Here is a 21,180-nt window from a genome sequence, read left to right as displayed (position 1 = left end):
TTTTGTAGCAGGCGGCCGATTGAGTAGTTGGGTGGGTTGACAAAGTTAATATACTTGAAAAAAAGAAAGCAACTTGCGTTGATATGTCAACTAGTTGGTCAGTTGTTTAGGAAGACAACTATTATCCGGTTGAGTTATTCAGTTCCTGAGTTATTCAGTCCAACGAGTTCCTGAGTTATTCAGTTATTGAGTTATTCAGTTCCTGGTATTCAGTTCCTGGTTATTATTCGTTGTTGAATTATTCAGTTATTGAGTGCTTGAGCCGGCTGGTTATTGATGTTATAAAGCGATGAGTGGCTACGGAGGTAATCTTTTTAATTCCGTTTTGGGGCTTGGGTATCGAACTTTTAAAGCCCTGCAGTGGATCGTTGAATTTTTGAAGACACTTTTAGGATGATTTGGGTTTAGCTTTTCCTGCTTTAGGGGTTTTGGAGGTTTAAGTTTTCTCCCCCTTTTAGGGGGCGGGGCCGGGGTTGCGGGCCGGGTGCGGCTCGGGGGCGTTGGCTTAGGTGGTATAAAAGAAAAAAGGTCCACTGTAGAAACAGCCGACCTCTAACGATTGCTTGCCATATGAAAAAAAACGTAAGTCGAATTTTGTGGTGAAGCTCCTGGCTTCTGGTAGCGCCGCTCTTTCTTTCTCTCTGTTTCCTCGCTACCGTTCTTTGTTGACACAAATGTACAGCGCGCTTCCGCGCAGTCATAATCAGGTTTTTCACGGTTTTATTATGGCAAAGCTTGCTGAAGATTTGCAAAACCCTTGTAGCACAAGGGTTTCAGCCCAAAATGTCTCGGATTTCCAACGTAAAAACACGGTACCAAAACCAGCTCAAATCTGCGTACTGTTTACTTTTCTTTAACATTTTCGGCTTCAAAACGGGCTGAAATGCACTCCAACCCCTTTACCGACCCGTCCCTGAAACCACTCGCCGCCTTCAGCGCTGCTGGGCGCTTCGTATCGGCGGTCGGTTTTCCTGACTTATCGACCATCGTGCCACCATTCGCGCGCCCTTCCGCGGACAGTTTTGAGCTTTTCTCTGGGCTCAGCCGCCTCTTTGAGCATTCCGGTCAGGCTTCAGCGCCCTTCAGCCGTCTGTCCTGGACTTCAACGGACAGTTTGAGCCATTCACTCCCACCCTTCTGTTTGAGCCCTTCAGGGATCGCCTTGCATTCCGCGTCAGCGGACAGAATTGCGCCTATCATGTTACGCCCTCCGCTCTCCGTTTCGCTTCTCTAAGGCCTCTATGGACTTTCAAGCCTATTGTGAGCCTATGTTGAAAGGATTTGCCGGTTGCCGCCTGGGAAAATGCCAATTGTCCACTGGAAACTGCCGTTTGGGTTTGCTGCAACAAGTCGGAAACTTCGAACTGAGAACTGCCAACTGCGAACCGCCAACTGCCACGCAGGTCTGCCTCAACAACTCGTAAACTTTGAACTGAGAACGATGAAATGTGAAGGGTGTAAGAACAGTGCGTGAACAACATCAATGGCGCTTCCGCCCACATTAACATAACTGTTTACGAAAATTCTTAAGGTTTACCCTATTTGGTACGTTTCTTAATTAGAGGGCCATGCATCTTTTTGTAAACTTTATGCATCTATAAGTGATAGATAACCGATGTTAGGCAAAAGAGATCAAGGGCAATGTGGAAAATACGGTGACACCCTTAGTTGAGAACAGGAAAGTGCTTGTATTATAAACAGGGTTAAGCCGAAAGCGGGTCTTTGCAGGAAATGAAGAAATGATAATTAGGAAGAAAATTACCCGCTGCTGAGGAAATTAATTCACATTGCTGCGAATTAGATATACAAAAGTTAGTTTATTATACGATTGGCGTGTAATTTGAATTATGTTACATTAGTTTTTCAAAGAGTATTTTTGGATTAAAACGGGGGCGGATGTCCATCCAGCCCCTCTTTTAACCCAGTTGTTCAAGCGATCCTACACTTCCTAGAATACAATCACAGTGCCAAGCTCGGATGTACTTTAATACACAACAACTTATCTCCGCTTCTTCTTCTCCTTAGCTATTTGTTCTAAAGATCGTCGTGGAATTGACTGCACAATTGTGGCATCATCGCCCCCATCAACATCGATGCACCCGGTAATACTGCAGTCTTTGAATACTCCACTGAACTTTGACCCATACAACTTGTTTCCCTTATATTTGAGCACTCACTTAACATCGTTCATCATGACCAAAATACGTTGGGGCATATTAAGCACTGCCAAGATCGCCCGGGAGAAAGTAATTCCAGCCCTGCAACGCAGCCGCTATGGCGAGGTGGTAGCCATTGCCTCGCGCAACAAAGCGCAGGCGCAGGAATGCGCCGACCGCTTACAGATCCCAACGGTGTATGGCTCCTACGAAGAATTACTGAACGATGCGAATGTAGACGCGATCTATATTCCCCTTCCGAATCATTTGCATGTGGAGTGGACGGTGAAAGCCATGCAGGCTGGTAAACATGTGCTCTGTGAAAAACCGATCGCATTGACGGCTGCAGAAGCCATGCAATTATTAAAAATAGCGCAGCAATACCCGGCGATAAAAGTGATGGAAGCTTTTATGTACCGCTTCCACCCCCAATGGGTGCTGGCCAAAGAACTGGTAGATGAAGCACGCATCGGCCAGCTGAAAACGGTTCATTCCTTCTTCTCCTATTATAATGATGATCCCAATAATATCCGGAATCAAAAAGACCTGGGCGGCGGCGGTATGATGGACATTGGCTGTTATTGCGTGTCCCTGGCCCGCTTCCTCTTCAACAGCGAACCGCTTCGGGTGATCGGCCATGTTACGATCGACCCGGTGCTCTTAACAGACACCATGGCTTCGGGCATTCTTGAATTTGTGAACGGAACCGCCACCTTTACCTGTTCAACCCAGCTGATGCCTTACCAGCGCGTGCAGATCCTGGGCACAGAAGGCCGCGTTGAAATAGAAATTCCCTTTAATGCACCGCCCCACCTGGCTACCCGCCTTTGGCTGCATACCAAGGAAGGCGCAGAAGAAATGGAGTTTGAACCCATCGATCAGTATACCCTGCAGGGCGACCTCTTTGCGCAGGCGATCATCAATAACACGCCGGCGCCTACTCCTTTACAGGATGCGATCAACAATATGAAAGTGATTGAAGCCGTGTTCGCCAATGCAGGCCGCTAACGTTCCAGTTCCGTTTGCTGGCTGCCGATAGCTGATTCATGCAGAAATTTTGCCGTTGAAATCGTTTGCTGGAAGCGCGCCGGTTTCTTGATGAAATCAACCGCTCCGATTTCAAGGCATTTTGCTTTTTCTACCTCATGCACCGAGGTAGTGAACATAATGACAGGGATGTTTTTGTATAAATTGTGGGCTTTTAAGCGTGAAAGTGTTTCCATACCGTTTAAGAACGGCATGTTTAGATCAAGCACTATCAATGAGGGCATGCCCGACTGTTCAATAGAAGTATCGAGGTATTTGAAGACCTGTAACCCATTTTCGACCAGGTAAATATCGTTCGACCGGCCAATCTCTTCAAAAGCAGTATGCAACAAATAACGGTCCTCCTGGTCATCATCAGCAATCAAAATAAAAGGTTTTTGACTCATCTTTTTTGTAATAACTGTAAACAATACAAATCAGGTAAATACACTAGGTAATTACACACAGAAGAAATCACTATCCGGGTTTTTCATCTTAACAGCAAAAACATTCCGATAACAGGGTTTCTTTATTCGGTACAGGATACTAATAATCAGAGAGAGAACCTTAATCCTATAATGAAAAGTGGTCTATGGGTTGTTAATCTCAATCAAGAAGTAAATTAAATCTTATACTTGAAATATAAAAATGTTTAACAAAATAAAGTGCGAAATCCCGTTTTTTTACGGTATGAAAAGCCCGGCATTTGAAGTTAAACCTTCAATTCATGTACGTACGCACACGATTGCTCATCAATAGCTTTATGTATGGTAAGCAGAACGAAATTGATTTTGATCACAAAAAAATAAAGGGCTGCGTATTAACACCGATCGCCTTCCAATTGTAGTATATTTATAAACGCGCTTTTAAAAATTATCCTTATTCTGATCCCATCCTTTTTACCACTTATCCCACTGATCGCTTCGCACTTTATGAACAGGCTTACCCCCAGCAAGACAGTTAATCTATTTCGTTGAAAGATCGATCTTCCTCCTTTGAAAGGTTCTAAAGCCATTTATTCACCTCAAAAATTACTGTTTATGGAAACATTAGTTCACCATGGTCAGAAAGTAAGTCAATTGTATGATGCTTTCAACCGGCGCGACCTCGAAATGATCTTAAGTAACCTGAGCAACGACTGCATCTGGGAGGTCATGGGGCAACCCGATATTCCTTTTGCCGGCATTTATCATGGCCGGGAAGACATCAAAGAATTCTTTGGCAAGCTGGCCAATACGCTTGACATCACAGAAATGACACCGGAACATATTTTGGAAAATGGGAACCTGGTGGTGGCTACCGGTCATTATACCGCCATGGCGCTTACTACCAATAAACGTTTTTCATCTACCTGGGCCATGATCTATGAATTCAACGAAGAAGGCCAGTGCGTTCATTTCCGCGATTGCTATGATACGCTGGCATGTGTTCGCGCGATGACAATGTGATAATTCGATAATTCGATGGTGTGATAATGAAAAGGCACAATGCTAACACCTGTACATGCTTTAAATGGGAATTGCCACTTGCATTGGTATTTGTGTATTTCATTATCACATTATCACATCATCACATTATCACATTAGCTAATTATCACATTGCTTTTTGGTTTTCCATTAGCACATCAGCACATTAGCAAATCAGCACATTAGCAAATCAGCACATTTCAAGCTATATCCTCAATTCATTACTTAACCCTGAGTAAACACTAAGATCGCCGCTCCTCCCAATTCAATCTGGTCTCCGCTTTGCAGCTCATGCGCCACGCCGGGCACATTCAATGATTTTATTTTATCATCCGCCGTATATATTCTCGTTTTATTGCCATTCTCGGGCAGTCCACCCTTGTCGGGAAATAAGAAGAATTTATCCAACTGCGGATTGTATTGAATATAGGCATGATTGCGGCTCACGTGCAGGTTGGGCGCCGCTTTTTGCGCATCGAACAGCGGGTCGTCCTGGCCCCAGAAAACAATATCATTCGTGTGGATCTTACCCGATGATAATTTCGGATGCGAAGTACGGCCGATATTAAATTTCAACTGCTTTTGCGGGTTCAGCTCATATTGGGGCTGTTCAGTTTGTCCGGCCAGTACCTGCAGGCGGGCGATGGAATAGTGTTGCACCAGGTCCTGGCCACGGCGGATCACTTCCAAACCCATTGCGCCCTGCGTAATGCAATAGTCGGGCAGTTTATCTTTTACGGGATGGTATTCGAAGAACCAACCGGTCGAGAGCTGAATGAAATTGTTCACCAGCTTGCGTTCGAGATGGTCTTTCTGGAACATGCCGGGCGTATCAGTGCAGAGCGCTACTTCCAGGATCTCTTCCTGCTCCTTGTCCGTGCATAACACGTATAAACGCAATCCGGCAATGGTATGCGCCTTCTCATCGATATATGGCTTCAGGCCATTGATGATAAAGCGGATGATCTCTTCCCGCCTTGTGCGCGTAGCCGGGATGCTCAGGCCTGGCTGAGTATGACCGCTGGCCGGCCCCGGCTCAGTGCCCGATGGCGCCGGGGTGGGATTGCTTAATAAACGTTTTAAAAACTTTATCATTATGGTTATTGATTTAATGGTAGCTCCAGGTTAATTTATAACGTTACCAGTCGCCGGGTCCCAGTCGCCGGGTCTAATAATTCAGCATCTCCGACACCTGCTTAAGCGTACGAAATGCAGGGCCCGGGAACCGGTAACTGGTAACCGGCAACCTGTACCCGGTAACTGGTGACCGGGGCAACCGGCAACGCCTTTTAACCAGTAAGACATCGCCTTACTACAATCATTAAAAAGAAACGATATACCCCCTCCTTTCCAACACCTTCGCAATGGCATTGGCCACCAATACGGCATTGGAGGATCCTTTTCCTCTTTCAATTCTAATACAGGTTACGGTGCGCGAACGCTGATCGGGTGTGGGCGCAAAGAACACATACCAGCCATCCGATTCTATCTCCCCATTGATCACCCGCTCGGGCGTACCCGTTTTTCCCGCCACCACGATGTTCTTTATCTTTTGTTTGCCCGGCTGATTACTCTGGTCGATCATATACCGTGTAAGCATACCTGCATACACCGTATCCTCCGCCAGATCGATGCCCGTGGCCGCTGCCGGCCGCGTACCGGCCTCTTTCAGTAAATACCTGGTCGGCATCAGCACGCCCTTATTCGCAATGGCGCCCGCCATGCGGGCCATGGCCGCCGGGGTGGAAGTCAGGGTGCTTTGTCCCCAGGCCAGCCCCGAAAACGGACTGCGATAGCGGTTCTTGGTGCCCTGCAGGCGTGGATTATTATAAGCACGCCGGTCATGGTTCATCACCTCCTTCCGCCAGTTGGCCAGGTCTTCGGATTGTTTTTCCTTATTCATGGTCGGCGCATAATCATAACCGCCCCGTTGATTGATATTCATGCCCGTTGCCTGGTAGAGCGCCGCCATCTGGTCTTCGAGGCTGTTCTCATTCGCCATGCGAATGAAAAAGATATTGCTTGAATTAATGATCGCTTCCCGCATGTCGACATAATTCACTTTTGGTATAAAAGGCTCCTGCTCGGTAGGATTATCGCGGAAGATCTCATTGCGAGAGATATCGGTATATTTTACTTTGGCCGCATCGGGGCCCATTTTATTAAAAGCGGCCAGGCCGGTCAGAATTTTTGCAGTTGAACCGGGCGCCGTTGCATAGGTCATACCCAGGTCGCGATCGGTAACGGGTTTCGGCAGTTTGTTGCGTTCCCGGTCTGGCAATAACATCAGATCGGGCATTTGCAAATTGGGCAAGGGATGCAAGGCCGATGCCAGCAGATCGCCGCTGGCGGCATCCATGACCACTACCGCCATGCGGTTATTTTTGAAATTGCTTTTCTGCAGGGAATCCTGGATCTCTTTCTGCAGCGCCGCATCGATGGTCAAATGAATGTCGCGGTCTTTATGTTTGATGGCGCGCACCGCTTCATTCGTAGTGTCAATACCCGATTGCAGGCTTTCTACCAGCGGCGTATAATCATAACTGACCAGTTTAATCGTCTTTTGTACAGGTTTGGTGAATTTATCGGGCCGGTATTCAGTGCTTATATAGTCGCGTTTTTCCGGACTGGTAGCATAACCACGCAAGGCAGTGAGGTGGCGCGCTTCTGCAAAATAGCCATTGCTTTGTCCCCAGAACAGGCGGTTATTATAATCGCCAGTCCAGAAGAAAAGAGCCGATTCAAACGGATAAAAGCGTTGTACCCTTTTCTGCACCAGTTGCTGCAATTGGAGGGTATCAAGACCGGCAGACCGATACGTTTCCATCTGGCTGCGGATGGTATTGGCTTCGCTCGTAGCGATGGCCAGTCCGTTGCGGTCATAGATATTACCGGCAGCCAGCACGCGGGTCAGTTTATCGATGCGCGGGTTATAACTATAAATGGGTAAGCCGTTGCGATTGATCACGCGGGCTGGTTTTACGAGTATTTCCTTACTATTTACTACCTGCACCTGGTACAACTTCACCATTAATACGGCTATGCCTGCCAGGAAGAAGAGAATACCGGTGCCCAGTACGAAATCGTAATACTTGCGCAGGTGCTGGGTTTGAATGGCCAGTCCGGGCCGGGAAGAAATGCCCGCCACGATGCCCATGGCGGCCAGGTTCACGATGAGCGAGATCTTGCCATAACTTAAAAAAGGAACCGTAACGCCGGTGAGGGGCAGCAGGCCAATGGAACCGCCGGCGATGAGCAGGAATTGAATACCGGTAGCAATAGCAATACCCGCACACAGGTAGAAACTGAAGGGTTGTCCGGCCCTGCGCGCATGCAGGAAAGAGCGATGGATCAACATCCCAAACAGGAGGAATACGGCAACCAGTCCGAGCCAGCCCAGTTCTTCTCCAATACTTGGCAGGATCATATCGGTATGCGCTGCAGGCATGGTATTGGGAAAACCACGCCCGGGGCCTTGCCCGGTGAGGCCACCCGAAGCGAGTGTCCAATAACTATGCGCCAGGTGGTCGCCGCCAAAAACGTCATTATCCCACTGGCTTAACCACATCGATTTGCGATCGGCCAGGCGGTCGCCAATGCCCGGCAGCTGATCGCCAAAGGCAAAGGCAGCGATCACCAGCAGCACGATCACGGGCGCATCTGCAAGCACGGCCAGGGCCCCATACCATTTCACGGTTTTGATCTGGCGCTGGATGATCATGGTGATGATCACCGCGGCAAAACTGATGGCGGTAGCCAGCCAGCCGGGCAGCCAGTTCAGCAAGAGACAATACAGCACACCCGCCAAAACCGTCAATAATAAATTACCCCGCGCTATGCTGAAGAAGAATAAGAAGGTAAAACACATGACCATGGCAGGCCCCATATCGCCCATGAGCAGGTAGAGGGCCAGCAGCAAACCGGTGCCCAGCAGCACGCCGATGCTTACCTGGAAACGCCAGCGGATATCCGATAAATTGCGGATATTCTCTTCATTGGCAGCAAAAAAACCAGCCAGGAATACAAGCAGGAGATATTTGGTTATTTCACTGGGCTGAAAAGTAAAGCCCCCCAATTGAATATTCACTTTAACGCCGCTGCCTTCCGGACCGGTGCCTACCAGCAGGGTCAACAAAGCCATGGCAATGGCCAGCACGAGCCAGGTCCAGCCCCGCAAGCCATATACATTCCTGCTTTTAAAATTGAAGAGCGCATCGAACCACCAGCGGGTATATAATTTCCGGATATCGATCAGGGCAAAAGCGACAAAACCGGCCAGCCCAACAATAACGCCTTGCAAGGCCTGTGCAGCATGTAAGGTATCAGTGAGCGGGTTCTGGATACTAAATAATAACAATATTGAAATGCCACATAACAAGAGCAGCAGGGGCAGGATAAATGGATCGGGTTCTTTTTTGCGCAGCCACAAAATAATATGGGCGAGAAAAAATGCCAGGATGCAGCCACCGGCGATCAACCAGTAGGAAGTAATAAATTCCTCGGGTGTCCGGATCATCAGTACCCCATCTTCTTTGATCTGGCCATAAGCAATGGGACCGATCAGCCTTACTTTATGCGGTTTGGCGGTGAAGCTAACTGATTTGTTTTTGGCCAGGCTTGGACTGCCCTGGCGGCCGCCGAATTCAAAGCCGGGTTTCAGGGGCAATACACTATAGCCGGAATCTTTTTGCAGACCGGTGAACTGAAATTCCCCCTTGTTATTGGTGCGCGCATATACAACGTGATCGTAGAGGGTATCTTCATCGAGGGTAGCAATATGCTCGCGCAATTGCACCAAAGTGCCGGGCATGGGTTCGCCTTCGTAAAGAATACGGCCTTTGATGGCCAGGCTTCCGGTGGATACATTTACCTCCACCGGATAATTGGTGGGTTCATGCAGTTCTTTATTATATAAGACAGAATCGAAGCCCAGGCGCTGGCGCGATGCTTCGAGGCGGCCCTGGAAATCCACACCGCCATTGGGCGCTTTCCAATCGAGGGGGGCGAAAAGGCCGAAGGCGTTTTTATTGATGGCGCCCAGGTTATCGGGACTACCGATCGTGCTCAGGCGCATGTACAGAGAATCCACAAGCAGGTCCACATCGCGGTCATCGGTAAAATAGTTACCGTTGGTTAAAATATGCCGCAGGGAATCTTTGTTAAGACTGGCTTCCAGCTTAATGGCATGTCCAGTTTTTAATGCTTCGGTCGAACGGGTCAACCCCGGCGTGAGCGTAAAAAACAATTTTACGAACAAGACCAGCATCAACAGGGCAGCGCCGGTCAATAACCACCAGCCTTCTGTTCTACTCGAATGATATGTGCTTCGGGGGACTTGCATGTTTCTTTTCTATTAGGAGTTACCGGCTTTCAGTTACCAGTTACCGGTTACCAGTTACCAGGACCTGCACTTCGGGCACGCTGCTTATAGTCAGGTTCTCCGATTGTTTGCCCGGTAACCGGGAACCGGTAACCGGCGACCATTCTATTGAGACCCCTTAACTATTAGTTGATCAAACGCTACGGTCTGTGCGCCATCTACCCGCAAACCAAAACAGTTTCCATAACCACCGGTAAACGGCAACACGTTCTCCACTTTATCATTTATGTAAAAAAAGATCGAATTATTCTTCTTCTCAATAGAAAGGGTATTCATTTCATTGTTGGGATGGATATTCGACGTGTGGGTCCAGTTAACGATCGGGTGCCAGTCGCCGTTGGTCATGGCGCCAATAGCGTAATAACCGCTGGCCGTGATATAGTACACGAAATAGGCATCGCTGTCGGTATTGCCGCAAAAATTGATGCCATAGGCTTCATCGGGTTCATTGCCCCATTGGGTAGCGCTGGCCGAAATGCTGAAGTTCCTTTCTATATCCAGGTCGAATTTTACGGTAGCGTGATAGGTCAGGCTATCGGTCAATCCTTTGATAATATATTTTCCATGCGAGAATTTAAATTCGCTGTTCTCATCTTTGCCCGTATCCCAGATGCTGTCGCCATCACCGGTGAAATCATCGTAATACATGCCGTTGGAAAGGCTCACGCCTGCATCACTCGTAACAGGCGGTGGATCTACCAGCACCATATCAGGGTCAGGACTGGCATTCGACACCGGTGTTACCAAGGATTTATTTTTGGCCGGATTGCTTTTATGCGCTACCTCCTCCACCGATACCGAATCTACCGGCAGGATCCTGGCCGTTTTGTCATCTTCCGGGTTCTGGCCGGCGTGGTGCGGGAACACGGCCCACATGCCCATCATGAAAGCGCTGAAGAGAAATACGCCGAGGATGGTGAATACAATTTCCTTCTTCTTACTGGCCACCGCTTTCGGCACCAGGGGTTTGGTAAAGACCTGTGTAAGCTTTTTTGTATTACCGGCTGTGGATCGACGAAAACGGGCCTGGGCATTTTCAATGGCGGCCAGCTGCAACAATTGTTTTACCTGGGCCGACTCACTTAAACGATGCACCGCCTGTTTGGCCGTTAAGCCGCGCAACAATTGCAACAGGCTGGGCGGCAGATAGCGGTCGGGTGGCAATACAGGTTCCGGTACGGGACATTCGATCACGCGGTTGATATGCCATAAGAGATCTTCATCGTTATAGGAAAAAGGCACGGAGCCGGTCAAACATTCATACAACACGATACCGAGTGAATAATAATCGGTAGGCGTTGATACTTTCTTTGCATGATTGAATTGTTCCGGCGACGCATATTCATAGGTGAGCATGGAAGAACCGGTGACTGTATTGGTTTGTTCCCGCAATTTGGCAATGCCAAAATCGGTCAAGAGAAAATGCAGCTCGCCATTGGGCAAACGGCGATACATGATATTCTCCGGTTTAATGTCGCGGTGCACCACGCCTTTGGCATGGATGGCATCCAGCGCATCCGTCATATGCTGCGCCAGCTGGATCACCGTATCTACTTCCAGGGTACCTCTTTCTTTCAGCAGGCGGCGTACATCGCCACCCTCTATCAATTGCATCACCAAATAGGGCAGCTCCGCGTCGAGGTGTACGTCTACTATTTTAACAATGTGATCATGCTGAATGCTCTTCATGATCTCCGACTCGCGTTGAAAACGGCGCAGGGTATCGGCATCGGTGTTAAAGGCAAAATGTTTGATGGCAACCAGGTTACCAGAAACCAGGTTCCGGGCTTTCAGCACGCGGGCATTGCCGCGGCCGATCTCGCCCAGGATCTCGTATCCTTTAAAGTATTCTTTAAAAATTGATGTTGCCATATTTATTGCATCACTGTACTGGTCATTATTACAGAACCAGTTTTATTGGTAGAATCGGGTTTAACATAGTTTCGCACAGGATACTTAATGTTTTCAAAAAATGTGTTCTCCAGTTTTACATGCACCGGGATGCTCACTTTAATGCCCGTCTCAAAACCTTGCAGCCGCAGGTTTTTGATGACAAAAGTGTCGCCGGCCTTGCCTGATAATTTGTTAATTTCCAGCGCGGCAAACGCAGCTTCCTTTCCTTTGGCTGGCAACAAGATCAAACTATTGCCCAGGCTGTCGGCATATTGTTGAACAGCCACCAGATTTTTTGTGCCTGATAAACGCAGCGTATCCGGCGCTTTAGCCGTACCCGGCCCTTCCGGTTTTGCATGTTGTCCACTGAAGATCGAAGACGGTTTTTCCTGCGTGGTATCGGCAACCGTCGTTACCTGTTGCACATCGGGGGTATTGGTTTCCGGTGTTGCGGGCCCCGCATGCTTCCGCGAGAAAAAGAACCAGGAGCTTGCTGCCAGCAACACTACCACCAGTACGTTCCAGCGTACCCACTTGTTACTGTTACTTGTTTTTTTAACAGGCGTTTTGCTGCCGGTTGGCTCAACCACCTTTGCCGTGGTATCAGGTGGAGGGAGCTGCCCGTTCTTTTTCTCCGGAGATTTGGAAATGGTGGTATCAGAGGAGTCGCTTGTTGCTTTGACGGTCTTTTTTACTTTGGCGCCACTTACCGCTTGCGTGGTGGTTTTGTTGATTTTGGTCTTCAGCAGTACGACGGTAATATTATCATGCCCGCCGGCGTCATTAGCGAGTGCGATGATGTTATTCACTTTTGTATTCAGGGCAGCGCTGGTAGCCAGGATCTCCGCGATCTGTTTGGCAGTGACCATATCGGTAAGGCCATCGCTGCATAAGAGCAGTCCATCGCCGGGCAAGAGTTCTTCCGTACCGTATTGCATAAAGTCTTCATCATCGATGCGATGAATGGCGGAACCTACTTCACGCAGGATCTGGTTGCGTTGCGGATGGCTCATGGCTTCGCGCTCAGTGATCTCACCGGCGTCTTCACGCAGTCCAACAAACGAATGATCTTTAGTAAGCTTTTGCAATACGCCTTTGCGGTAACGGTACATACGGGTATCGCCCACATGCACAAAACATACGGCGCCGGCCGTTGCATCTGCCACCGCCGCCGTTAACACGCAACACATTTCACTGTACTTCGGATTATTGGCCCGCTCTTCGGCAATGCGGTTATTGGCAAAGATCACCGCTTCGCGCAACATGGTGAGCGTATCGCCTTTCGGCGTTTGCATGTACTGGTCAATAGATTCCCTGGCAATAGCAGCGGCTCTTTTTCCGCCTGCATACCCGCCTACCCCATCTACCACCACCAGTAAGGCCTTATCGGGCGACCATAACTGGCGGCACGTATAGGTATCCTCATTTTCCGTTCGCCGCATTCCGGGATGCGTATTGCCACTGATCAACATAGTTTTCATATTATCGTGGCAGGTTTTTAAAATGCCGTATTAATAAAACGATCACAAATACAAACAGCGCTATGGATGAGATAGTATTGAGCATGTACTTTACAACTGTTTAAACGTAAGGGTTACCATACCATTCAGCAGCACCTGGCTTTTATCGCGCAGGTCGAACCAGCGGGGGCTGCCGGCTTCGCTTTTAGCGATCACCGTTTCGTTCACCCGCGTTTCATTATTGCTGAAAGAAGCGATCTGGAAGGACTGCTGCGCTTCATTCCAGCGGATGCGCGCATGCGGATTGCTTACAAAACCCGATTCAATGAGCAGGTAATTGCTATAACCCAGGTTCTCGGGTTCCTTGCGCGCGATCACGATCTCGGTATCTTTCATAATATACACCGCATCTTTACTGGTATCGGCTGTGTAATATTCAATGCGCGCGAGGCCATTATCATTGCGCACCGTTCTTTGGGTGGCGTTGTTCGTGACCGCTACATTGGTCACATTCAGCTCGGGATTGAATTTCACGGTAAAAGTTCCGTTCTCGGCAAAATGAAGGTGGCGCAGCACATCGAGGTTGATATCCATTTTGTCGAACACATTGGTCGCTTTCGACTTCATGGTCACCTTGGCGGTATTATGTCGTTCGCTGCCGCTATTGCCCATGGGTTTCAGGCCGGTCAACATGCCGATCACCCGCACATCCTCTACCGTTATTTTTTCCTGGTTGAAATCGGTGCCGGGCGCAAAGCGGAACTGCCAGTGAAACGACACGGGCGACAATTCATCATAATTCCGTTTGTAGGTCTTCAGTTTATTATAAAATGCTTTCAGCGCTTCTTTCACGATGATGGGGAGGGAAGGCAGGCGTTCTTCGTACACTTCGGGGTGAAGAATGACCAGGTAATGCATGTTAAACAGGAGGCTTTTACCAACCGATTCGCGCTTGCAGGAATTATCGAAGCAATCGAGTAATTCTTTTAAGATATAATTGTTGGTGACCGGACCGGTAGTGGCGCGTTGGTCGTTGCTTTCCGGCAGGATCATTGATTTAAGGGCTGCAAAAAAATCACCTGATTTTTTCTTCATGGCTTTGCCTGATTTAACATGGTAAACAGCGAACATTTATACGATTTAAAAATAATTGATTTGGAAACGTCCTCTTCGTAAAGAAAACATAAAATACATCGGTTTGGAATGCTCTTTGTTAGGGAGAAAATCGTTCCAGAAATGATTTAACAATTCGAAACAAGTGGTTTAACGTTGTCTTAGGAAATCTCAGTTCACAGTTGGCGGCGAATGGTGAATGGTCAATGGTCAATGGTGAATCGCGAAGAAGCTTTGCTTGCCGGGTGTAAACGATGGCAGAACAGACGAAAGGAGCAATTGGCAGGCTGCATCAACAAAAGGCGGCCCTTATTGGACTAGGTAGTAAAACGGCAGCCACAAGCGCTTCGAAAGAGGCCGTGCAATGGCGAGGCACGGGCACATCGGGTAGCCGTGGGCGGCAACGGCCAGCGTCATCAGGGAGCAGTGCAACGGCGAGGCGGGAGCACATCGGGTAGCCATGAAACCGCTACGGCCAAACTCATTAAGCAGCCGTGCAACGGCGACACTCGCAAGATCGTCGGGAGCCGTGAAACGGCGAGGCAGGAGCACATCGGGTAGCCATGAAACCGCTACGGCCAAACTCATTAAGGAGCCGTGAAACGGCGACACTCGCAACATCATCAGGAGCCGTGAAACCGCGACGCAGCAACATCGTCAGCCGCCGTGCAACGGCGACGATGACCTCATTGAGAGCCATGAAACCGCGAGGCAGGCCTCTCCATCCTGGCATACGATACATTAAAAAAGCCCTGCAGCTTGTAGACCGTCAGGGCTTTACTATGTAAATTCCGCTTATAAATGAACGTTGGCTTACCTGTAATCTTTAGCTTTTTGCCTTCAGCTTTATACCTTATGCCTCGTTACCTTGTTGCCTTTGCCTTTTTTGCCTTTTTTTAAAGCTGCTGTATCAGGATCTTACTATCGATCATCACCGGAATGAACAATTTTCTTTCATTGCGGTCGAGGTAGAGATCAGCAGGGCCATTGATGGCGGGGATCTCGAGTTTGGTGGCTTTTTTGGTGGTGAGGTCTATCTTTTGAATGATGCCGGCCGGTTTGTCCATTGCTACCCAGTCAGAAACGATCAGGGTATTGCTGTCGAGCAGAGCAATTCCGTCAAAAGCGCCATTGATATCGGCTATTTTACTATAGGAAGGAACAGATCCGTTCCAGGCAACTACACCAATTTCACCGCCCTGCAGGTTGTTGAAATCAAAGCTGCAGGTGTATAACTTTTTAGTGGCTTTATCATAGTGTAAGCCGTTCACCCCTTTCACATCGGTCACTATCTTTTTCATGCCGGTCCGGATATTCACTTCTACGATTTTACCAACATCCGTAGCCGATACGTATAATGTAAAATCGTCTTTCACGGCAAGATCATTGGCAAATTTTATGGAATGGCCCAGTTTGATATCAGCGATCTTTTTTCCGCTCGATAACTGGATGCCAACGATGCGGTCGATATCGGCCACATAGAGTACGCCCCGGATGATGGCGGTGCCTTTAGGTGCATTCAGCTTTATGTCAGTGATGGTGGAATCAAGTACTTTGCCATCGAGCGATAAGCGGCTGATATAACCATTGCCATCGGCTGCCATTGGATCCAGGGGTTTGCCCACATTGGTTACATATAAAAGTTCACCATCGGAGATCACGCTTTCAGGATGTGCGAGGCGTTGGTTATCCTGGCCCATGGTATTTGCAATCAATAGCATACCAGCAAAGAAGGAGATCATAGCTTTCATCTGACTTAATTTAATGCCACTAAGATATATTACGGATGCCTGCTTGTAATAACGATAAAAGTTCAAAATATTGCGCTTGTGGCCGGGGATAATATTGACAGTTATTCAATAAACCATGTTGATAACATTTATAAATAATATCCACATTCGCAGCCGGTTAACCCAAAGTATCCTAATCGAAATTTACATGATGACCAGGCGGTCGCCGCCCCGGGTAGAATAGAATTGTCAGATCGCGTAAAATTCAGTAAATTATAGGTAGGCAACTGTTCCATTATCCTTCGCGCTAACACGATCGACTCCTGCAAACAACGCCAACAACATTATTTTAAAAAAATATACATTATATGTCAATCCCTATTGCCAACCCGGTTGTTTTTTTCGAGATCGGTTGTAAAGATTTACCGAAAACCTCTTCATTTTATGCCGATCTGTTTGGCTGGACGCCCATTGGCGTACCCATGGCCTCGCTGATCAACACGAATACTGAGGAAGGAATTCAGGGGCAGATCACCTCATTGGGACATGACCCGCGCAATTATGTGCTGTTTTATATCCAGGTAAACGACATTAACGAAAGCCTGACCAAGATTATCGAGGCGGGCGGCAGGAAACTGGTTGGTCCGGTCATTCTCCCCAATAACAAGCAGTTTGCGTGGTTTACCGACCCGGAGGGTAATATGGTGGGACTGGTTACCCGGTGAGGCGGGGCTCGAAGGCAGAGGCCGGAAGGCGGAAGCCGGAACGCTGAAATCAGAAGCCGGAAGTTGAAAGCCAGTATTCATTGACCTTCAAAGATGCAGGATGGACGCCCCAGGCCGGGAACTGAAGCCTGGCTCTTTCTGATAGAAACTGGAGACTTTGGTCAGCGGCTTGAGCATGAATAGATACTCCTTGCCCATTGATTAAATTTCGATTTGCTGTTTGTAGGGCTGCCCGCAGCGGCTTTTCAGACGCTTTGGTCGTTTTCATCACCGCCGGCTTGCCTTTCCTGGTGTTTTCTTCCGATTTATCCAATTCCCGTCCGCCGGCCCGGCCTATTTTCGCTGGACGGAAGCTAACCCCCTGGGTAAAAAGACAGACAGCCAGTCGTTTTTGACGCGCTTTTGTATCTTTAATACAGCAAGCAGCTTCCGACAAAAGTTACCACCATGACCTACTATGAAATAAAACCGGGCAAAGCGCTGCAGCCTTATGTGAAATGTTATTATGTGTATGCATCCTCAACCGCGGCGGCATTTGAGGACACGGTATTTCCCAGTGGCTGTATCGAACTGGTCTTTAATCTGGGCAGCGGGAACTGGCAAACATTTACCGGCGAAACCTTTGTAACTACGCCCGCCATTGAATTGTGGGGGCAGTTGAACCGGCCATTAGCCATCCGGTCTGTGGGCCGGAATACGATGCTGGGCGTTCGGTTTCACCCGCATGCAGCCGCCAGTTTGCTGAGTGATCAAATAAATAGCTTTAATAACCAGGTGGTGGACTATGGAGCCGTTGGCGGTGGAACGGTAAATAGCTTACATACCCGGTTGCTGGAAACCAGGTTGTGGAATAAAAGGATCGCTTTGGTGGAAGCCTTTTTAGGGCAACTAATAGCAAAAGCAGGAAAAAGATTGAATAAGGTGGCCGTTGTAAGCGAGCTGATGTTTGACCTCCGGCAACCAGGTGCATTTGACACTATGGAAACCCTCGCCTCGCGCTATGGCATTACCGCCCGGTATATGCAACAGTTATTCTTACAAACGACCGGACTTACTCCCAAATTATATAGCCAGATAAGCCGTTTTCAACAAAGTTTACGCCTGGTGGGCGCCAGGAACACGTCATTAACGTCCATTGCGTACGAATGCGGTTATTCCGACCAATCGCATTTCATCCGGGAATTTAAAATGTTCACTGGTGTTACGCCATCCAGTTATTCTATAGCCAACTCACCGGTGACCTTGGCGGCCAGCGGCGCAGAACTTCAGACCCCGGAAAGCGCTTTGCTCTCCTTGGTTTAATCGACAGCACCTCCCCAACTACTCTTCCGTTTTATACAATTTTGTCGTTTTTACCGCGGCTAATTTTGATCCCGGTATCAGGCCTTAACTGGCATCCTTACCCAGACGAAACATATTATTCATCCCAACACAGAAAATTATGTCATCATCCCTTCAACAATTCAGGCAATTACACCAGTCACCCGATTTATTCATTTTACCGAATATCTGGGACGCCAAAAGCGCCTTGCAAATTCAATATGAAAACTATCCGGCGGTGGCCACATCGAGTGCAGCGGTGGCCAATGGCCTGGGTTATGAAGACGGCGAAGCGATGCCTTTCGACGAGTACTTACTGATCATTCGCCGCATTATCGCCACGGTGCAGATACCGGTAACCGTCGATCTTGAAATGGGTTATGGCAAGACCGATGAAGCTGTTTATGCGAATATCAGCAAGCTGGTTGACCTGGGCATTGCCGGCATCAATATAGAAGATTCAATGATCTCAGGATCTGCCAGGGTCGTGCAGGATGCACAGGCCTTCGCCAAACGGATCGCCTATATCAAAAATAAACTGGCCGCTGATGGTCGTGATATCTTTATTAATGCACGTTGTGATACGTATTTATTGAAAGTAGCCGATACGAAATCAGCGACGGCGGAGCGTTTGCGGGTGTATGAAGCGGCCGGGGCCGATGGCATCTTTTTACCCTTTATCAGTAAAGCAGCCGACATTTCCGAAGCGGTTAAGAGTACCACACTACCGGTCAACGTGATGTGTGTACCAGGACTACCGGATTTCGACAGCCTGCAAAAGCTGGGCGTGAAGCGGATAAGTATGGGCCCATTTTTATTCAACAAGGTGTATGAGCAGGTTGGGTTGTTAGCGGGGTCGGTCAGGCAGGCGAAAGATTTTGGGGCCTTGTTATCATAAATAAGTAAAGCCATGAGAAAGGCTGCCTCGCGGGCAGCCTTTTTTAATATTCTTACGAAATGTTGTGAATATTTTGAGAAGTTCTTAATTTGTTTCTACGACAACTTTGCCGATATATCCACCTCGTTCAGCATATTGATACGCTTCTTTAAATTGAGCAAACGGGAACACTTTACTGACCTGAACCTGCAGCCCATTCTTCAGTGCATGTAACAAAAGATCTGTGTATTTATTGGAGGGGCTTGACAGTATTACAACATGCTTCTTACCAGTAAAAAAGTTCCTGAAAAATGACGTGAGCATTTCAACTGGCTTAGGCGTGGGGTTTAGAAACAGGGCTTTTGATCTCATGATTTGCCGGGCATTTTTGTATCCCATTTTGCCCGATAGATCGATAACGATATCGTAGGTAGTTTGCTTAGCAAGTACATTCTCCTTAGTATAGTCTATAACAGTATTTGCCCCCCATTTTTTTGCATGTTCTGCACCTTTTGCGCTGGTTACTGCCGTTACATGGCCGACATGTTGTTTTAATAACTGGAGTAAGAACATGCCGAAACCGCCGGTGGCGCCATTTACTAGAATTCTGGTTTGTGAATTGATAGTACCCATTTTTTGTAATGCTATAATGGCGGCAGTACCCACTACCGGTATGGAAGCAGCTTCGGCAAAGCTGATACCGGATGGTTTTTTCCAGACCAAAGAAGCCGGCACGGCAACATATTCGGCGGAAGCTCCTTCTTTCATCAAATTTTTAACTACACCAAAGACTTCATCGCCTGATTGGAAGCCACTCACTGAAGCCCCGAGATCTTCCACAATCCCGGCGAAATCGGTACCCGTGTGCTTTGGAAATTTTGAGCCGGACATGAGCGTCATTTCTCCTTTGCGGATTTTCCAATCCAACGGATTGATAGAAAATGCTTTCACCCTTACCAGTACCTGATCCGGTTGAATAAAAGGTTTTGGCTGTTCAATCGTTTCCAGAACATCTGCCGTCCCGAATTTTTTATACGCTATTGCTTTCATGATATTATTTTATTATTTAATTAAAATGATATCACAAAGTTGCAAACAGCCGCATTGCCAAACTTGTATCAGATCACTGTTTTGCCGTTTAAAGTCGGCGATGTAAAAGTAAAGGCGCCTTTAAAATGAAGGCGCCGCTGCATCTACTGTCACATTAAGCATGTCACGAATGGGACAACTGCGCTAATAGATCTGAATCAAATCGGTGCTATTTTTTAAAGCTTTAGGCGGCATTCCAAACATTTCATACATGTATTTATTGAATTGAGGGAGGTCGTAAAAGCCGGTCTCATAAGCAATATCAGTAAGGCTTCTGTCTTTTTCAGAAAGCGCCATATAAATTGCCTGGCGTAACCGTGTCCATAATAGATATTTGGAAAGGCTGCTGCCAGTCTGCTCTTTAAAGAGAGAAGCCAGCCGGGATGGTGAAAGAAAGACCAGATCGGCAAATGTTTGCGGTGTTATATCCGACTGAAAGTAATTCACCTTAATGTAATCTACGATCTTTGTAACCCTTTCATCATATTCTACAGGTGATAATCCGGATAGCAACGTATTAATTAGGCTGTGCACATCCAAACCGTCTTTCGGCAGCTGAAAAAAAGCATTTATTTCGGTTGGAGAGTTGAAAACAATATATTCTTCCTTCTTTTTTATTTTACTTGCCAGTTCAAGGCCGATAGCGGAATAGGGTTCTATGTTCAATACATTTACTGTTCCTTTTTCTGCAACGCAGAAATGTGCAATATGGGGCTTTATGAGAAAACCGTAAATGCGCTCATATAAAGTTCCACTGATCGTTGAATTAAAAGGAGCATCATTTGACAGAACGATTTGATATGCTGCATGATGATGAATGTCTACAGTAAGATTACGCGCCTGCAGGGCTAGTATAAAAGGATTATTGATCTCTTTGATCATGTGTTTTATTATCGCTGTCGGTCGTGAAAATTACAAAAAACCCTGGATTGAATAAACATCCAT

Annotated in this window: 15 protein-coding genes; 5 read left to right on the top strand and 10 right to left on the bottom strand. The window is 47.6% G+C overall.

From position 1 onward, the window contains the following. Window positions 1-2,192: 2,192 nt before the first annotated feature. Window positions 2,193-3,164 carry a Gfo/Idh/MocA family protein gene (locus JT717_RS26140; RefSeq protein WP_205514168.1) on the top strand — a complete coding sequence of 324 codons (972 nt, stop codon included), beginning with the start codon at window positions 2,193-2,195 and terminating at the stop codon, window positions 3,162-3,164. Here JT717_RS26140 and JT717_RS26135 read toward each other — a convergent pair. Beyond that, the gene (locus JT717_RS26135; protein WP_205514167.1) at window positions 3,161-3,589 is read right to left on the bottom strand and encodes a response regulator; all 429 of its coding nucleotides are present in this window, start codon (window positions 3,587-3,589) and stop codon (window positions 3,161-3,163) included. The two genes, JT717_RS26140 and JT717_RS26135, sit on opposite strands and share 4 nt — an antisense overlap. A 633-nt stretch (window positions 3,590-4,222) precedes the next feature. Here JT717_RS26135 and JT717_RS26130 point away from each other — a divergent pair. Beyond that, complete coding sequence (locus JT717_RS26130; RefSeq protein ID WP_205514166.1) at window positions 4,223-4,630, top strand: nuclear transport factor 2 family protein; 408 nt, start codon at window positions 4,223-4,225, stop codon at window positions 4,628-4,630. Window positions 4,631-4,873: 243 nt separating this feature from the next. Here JT717_RS26130 and JT717_RS26125 read toward each other — a convergent pair whose 3' ends face one another. The 6 genes from JT717_RS26125 to JT717_RS26100 all read right to left on the bottom strand — a co-directional run bounded on the left by JT717_RS26125 (window position 4,874) and on the right by JT717_RS26100 (window position 16,245). Continuing rightward, a complete protein-coding gene (locus JT717_RS26125) occupies window positions 4,874-5,743 on the bottom strand; it encodes an FHA domain-containing protein (RefSeq protein WP_205514164.1) in 870 nt (289 codons plus the stop codon). Window positions 5,744-5,969: 226 nt separating this feature from the next. Beyond that, window positions 5,970-9,989, bottom strand: a complete 4,020-nt coding sequence (locus JT717_RS26120; RefSeq protein WP_205514162.1) for an FtsW/RodA/SpoVE family cell cycle protein — start codon at window positions 9,987-9,989, stop codon at window positions 5,970-5,972. Window positions 9,990-10,133: 144 nt separating this feature from the next. Next, on the bottom strand, window positions 10,134-11,900 hold the full coding sequence (locus tag JT717_RS26115; RefSeq protein WP_205514161.1) for a serine/threonine-protein kinase: 1,767 nt from the start codon (window positions 11,898-11,900) through the stop codon (window positions 10,134-10,136). A 2-nt stretch (window positions 11,901-11,902) separates the two neighbouring features. Continuing rightward, window positions 11,903-13,402 (bottom strand): PP2C family protein-serine/threonine phosphatase, encoded by a 1,500-nt coding sequence (locus JT717_RS26110; protein ID WP_205514160.1) that lies wholly within the window; start codon window positions 13,400-13,402, stop codon window positions 11,903-11,905. Window positions 13,403-13,492: 90 nt separating this feature from the next. Beyond that, a complete protein-coding gene (locus JT717_RS26105; RefSeq protein ID WP_205514159.1) occupies window positions 13,493-14,476 on the bottom strand; it encodes an FHA domain-containing protein in 984 nt (327 codons plus the stop codon). A 914-nt stretch (window positions 14,477-15,390) separates the two neighbouring features. Next, complete coding sequence (locus JT717_RS26100; RefSeq protein WP_205514158.1) at window positions 15,391-16,245, bottom strand: SMP-30/gluconolactonase/LRE family protein; 855 nt, start codon at window positions 16,243-16,245, stop codon at window positions 15,391-15,393. A 347-nt stretch (window positions 16,246-16,592) separates the two neighbouring features. Here JT717_RS26100 and JT717_RS26095 point away from each other — a divergent pair, with 347 nt between their 5' ends. Beyond that, window positions 16,593-16,949: a VOC family protein gene (locus tag JT717_RS26095; protein WP_205514157.1), complete on the top strand. Its 357-nt coding sequence runs from the start codon at window positions 16,593-16,595 to the stop codon at window positions 16,947-16,949. 49 nt (window positions 16,950-16,998) lie between these two features. Here the strand turns inward: JT717_RS26095 and JT717_RS26090 are convergent, their stop codons facing one another. Then, window positions 16,999-17,385 carry a hypothetical protein gene (locus JT717_RS26090; RefSeq protein ID WP_205514156.1) on the bottom strand — a complete coding sequence of 129 codons (387 nt, stop codon included), beginning with the start codon at window positions 17,383-17,385 and terminating at the stop codon, window positions 16,999-17,001. 11 nt (window positions 17,386-17,396) lie between these two features. On the opposite strand from JT717_RS26090, the gene JT717_RS26085 reads away from it, so the two are divergent. Together JT717_RS26085 and JT717_RS26080 are read left to right on the top strand one after the other, a co-directional pair. After that, the gene (locus tag JT717_RS26085; RefSeq protein WP_205514155.1) at window positions 17,397-18,251 is read left to right on the top strand and encodes a helix-turn-helix domain-containing protein; all 855 of its coding nucleotides are present in this window, start codon (window positions 17,397-17,399) and stop codon (window positions 18,249-18,251) included. Window positions 18,252-18,390: 139 nt separating this feature from the next. Beyond that, window positions 18,391-19,167 (top strand): isocitrate lyase/PEP mutase family protein, encoded by a 777-nt coding sequence (locus JT717_RS26080; protein ID WP_205514153.1) that lies wholly within the window; start codon window positions 18,391-18,393, stop codon window positions 19,165-19,167. A gap of 84 nt (window positions 19,168-19,251) precedes the next feature. On the opposite strand, the gene JT717_RS26075 is transcribed toward JT717_RS26080, so the two are convergent. Both JT717_RS26075 and JT717_RS26070 read right to left on the bottom strand, forming a co-directional pair. Then, window positions 19,252-20,196, bottom strand: a complete 945-nt coding sequence (locus tag JT717_RS26075) for an NAD(P)-dependent alcohol dehydrogenase (protein WP_205514152.1) — start codon at window positions 20,194-20,196, stop codon at window positions 19,252-19,254. A gap of 183 nt (window positions 20,197-20,379) precedes the next feature. Next, complete coding sequence (locus JT717_RS26070; protein WP_205514150.1) at window positions 20,380-21,117, bottom strand: helix-turn-helix domain-containing protein; 738 nt, start codon at window positions 21,115-21,117, stop codon at window positions 20,380-20,382. Window positions 21,118-21,180 lie beyond the last annotated feature (63 nt).

The organism is Longitalea arenae, assembly GCF_016924755.1.
Classification (GTDB): Bacteria; Bacteroidota; Bacteroidia; order Chitinophagales; family Chitinophagaceae; genus Niastella; species Niastella arenae.
Note: the sequence above shows the minus strand (reverse complement) of the source record. Positions and strands in the feature narration are given on the sequence as shown.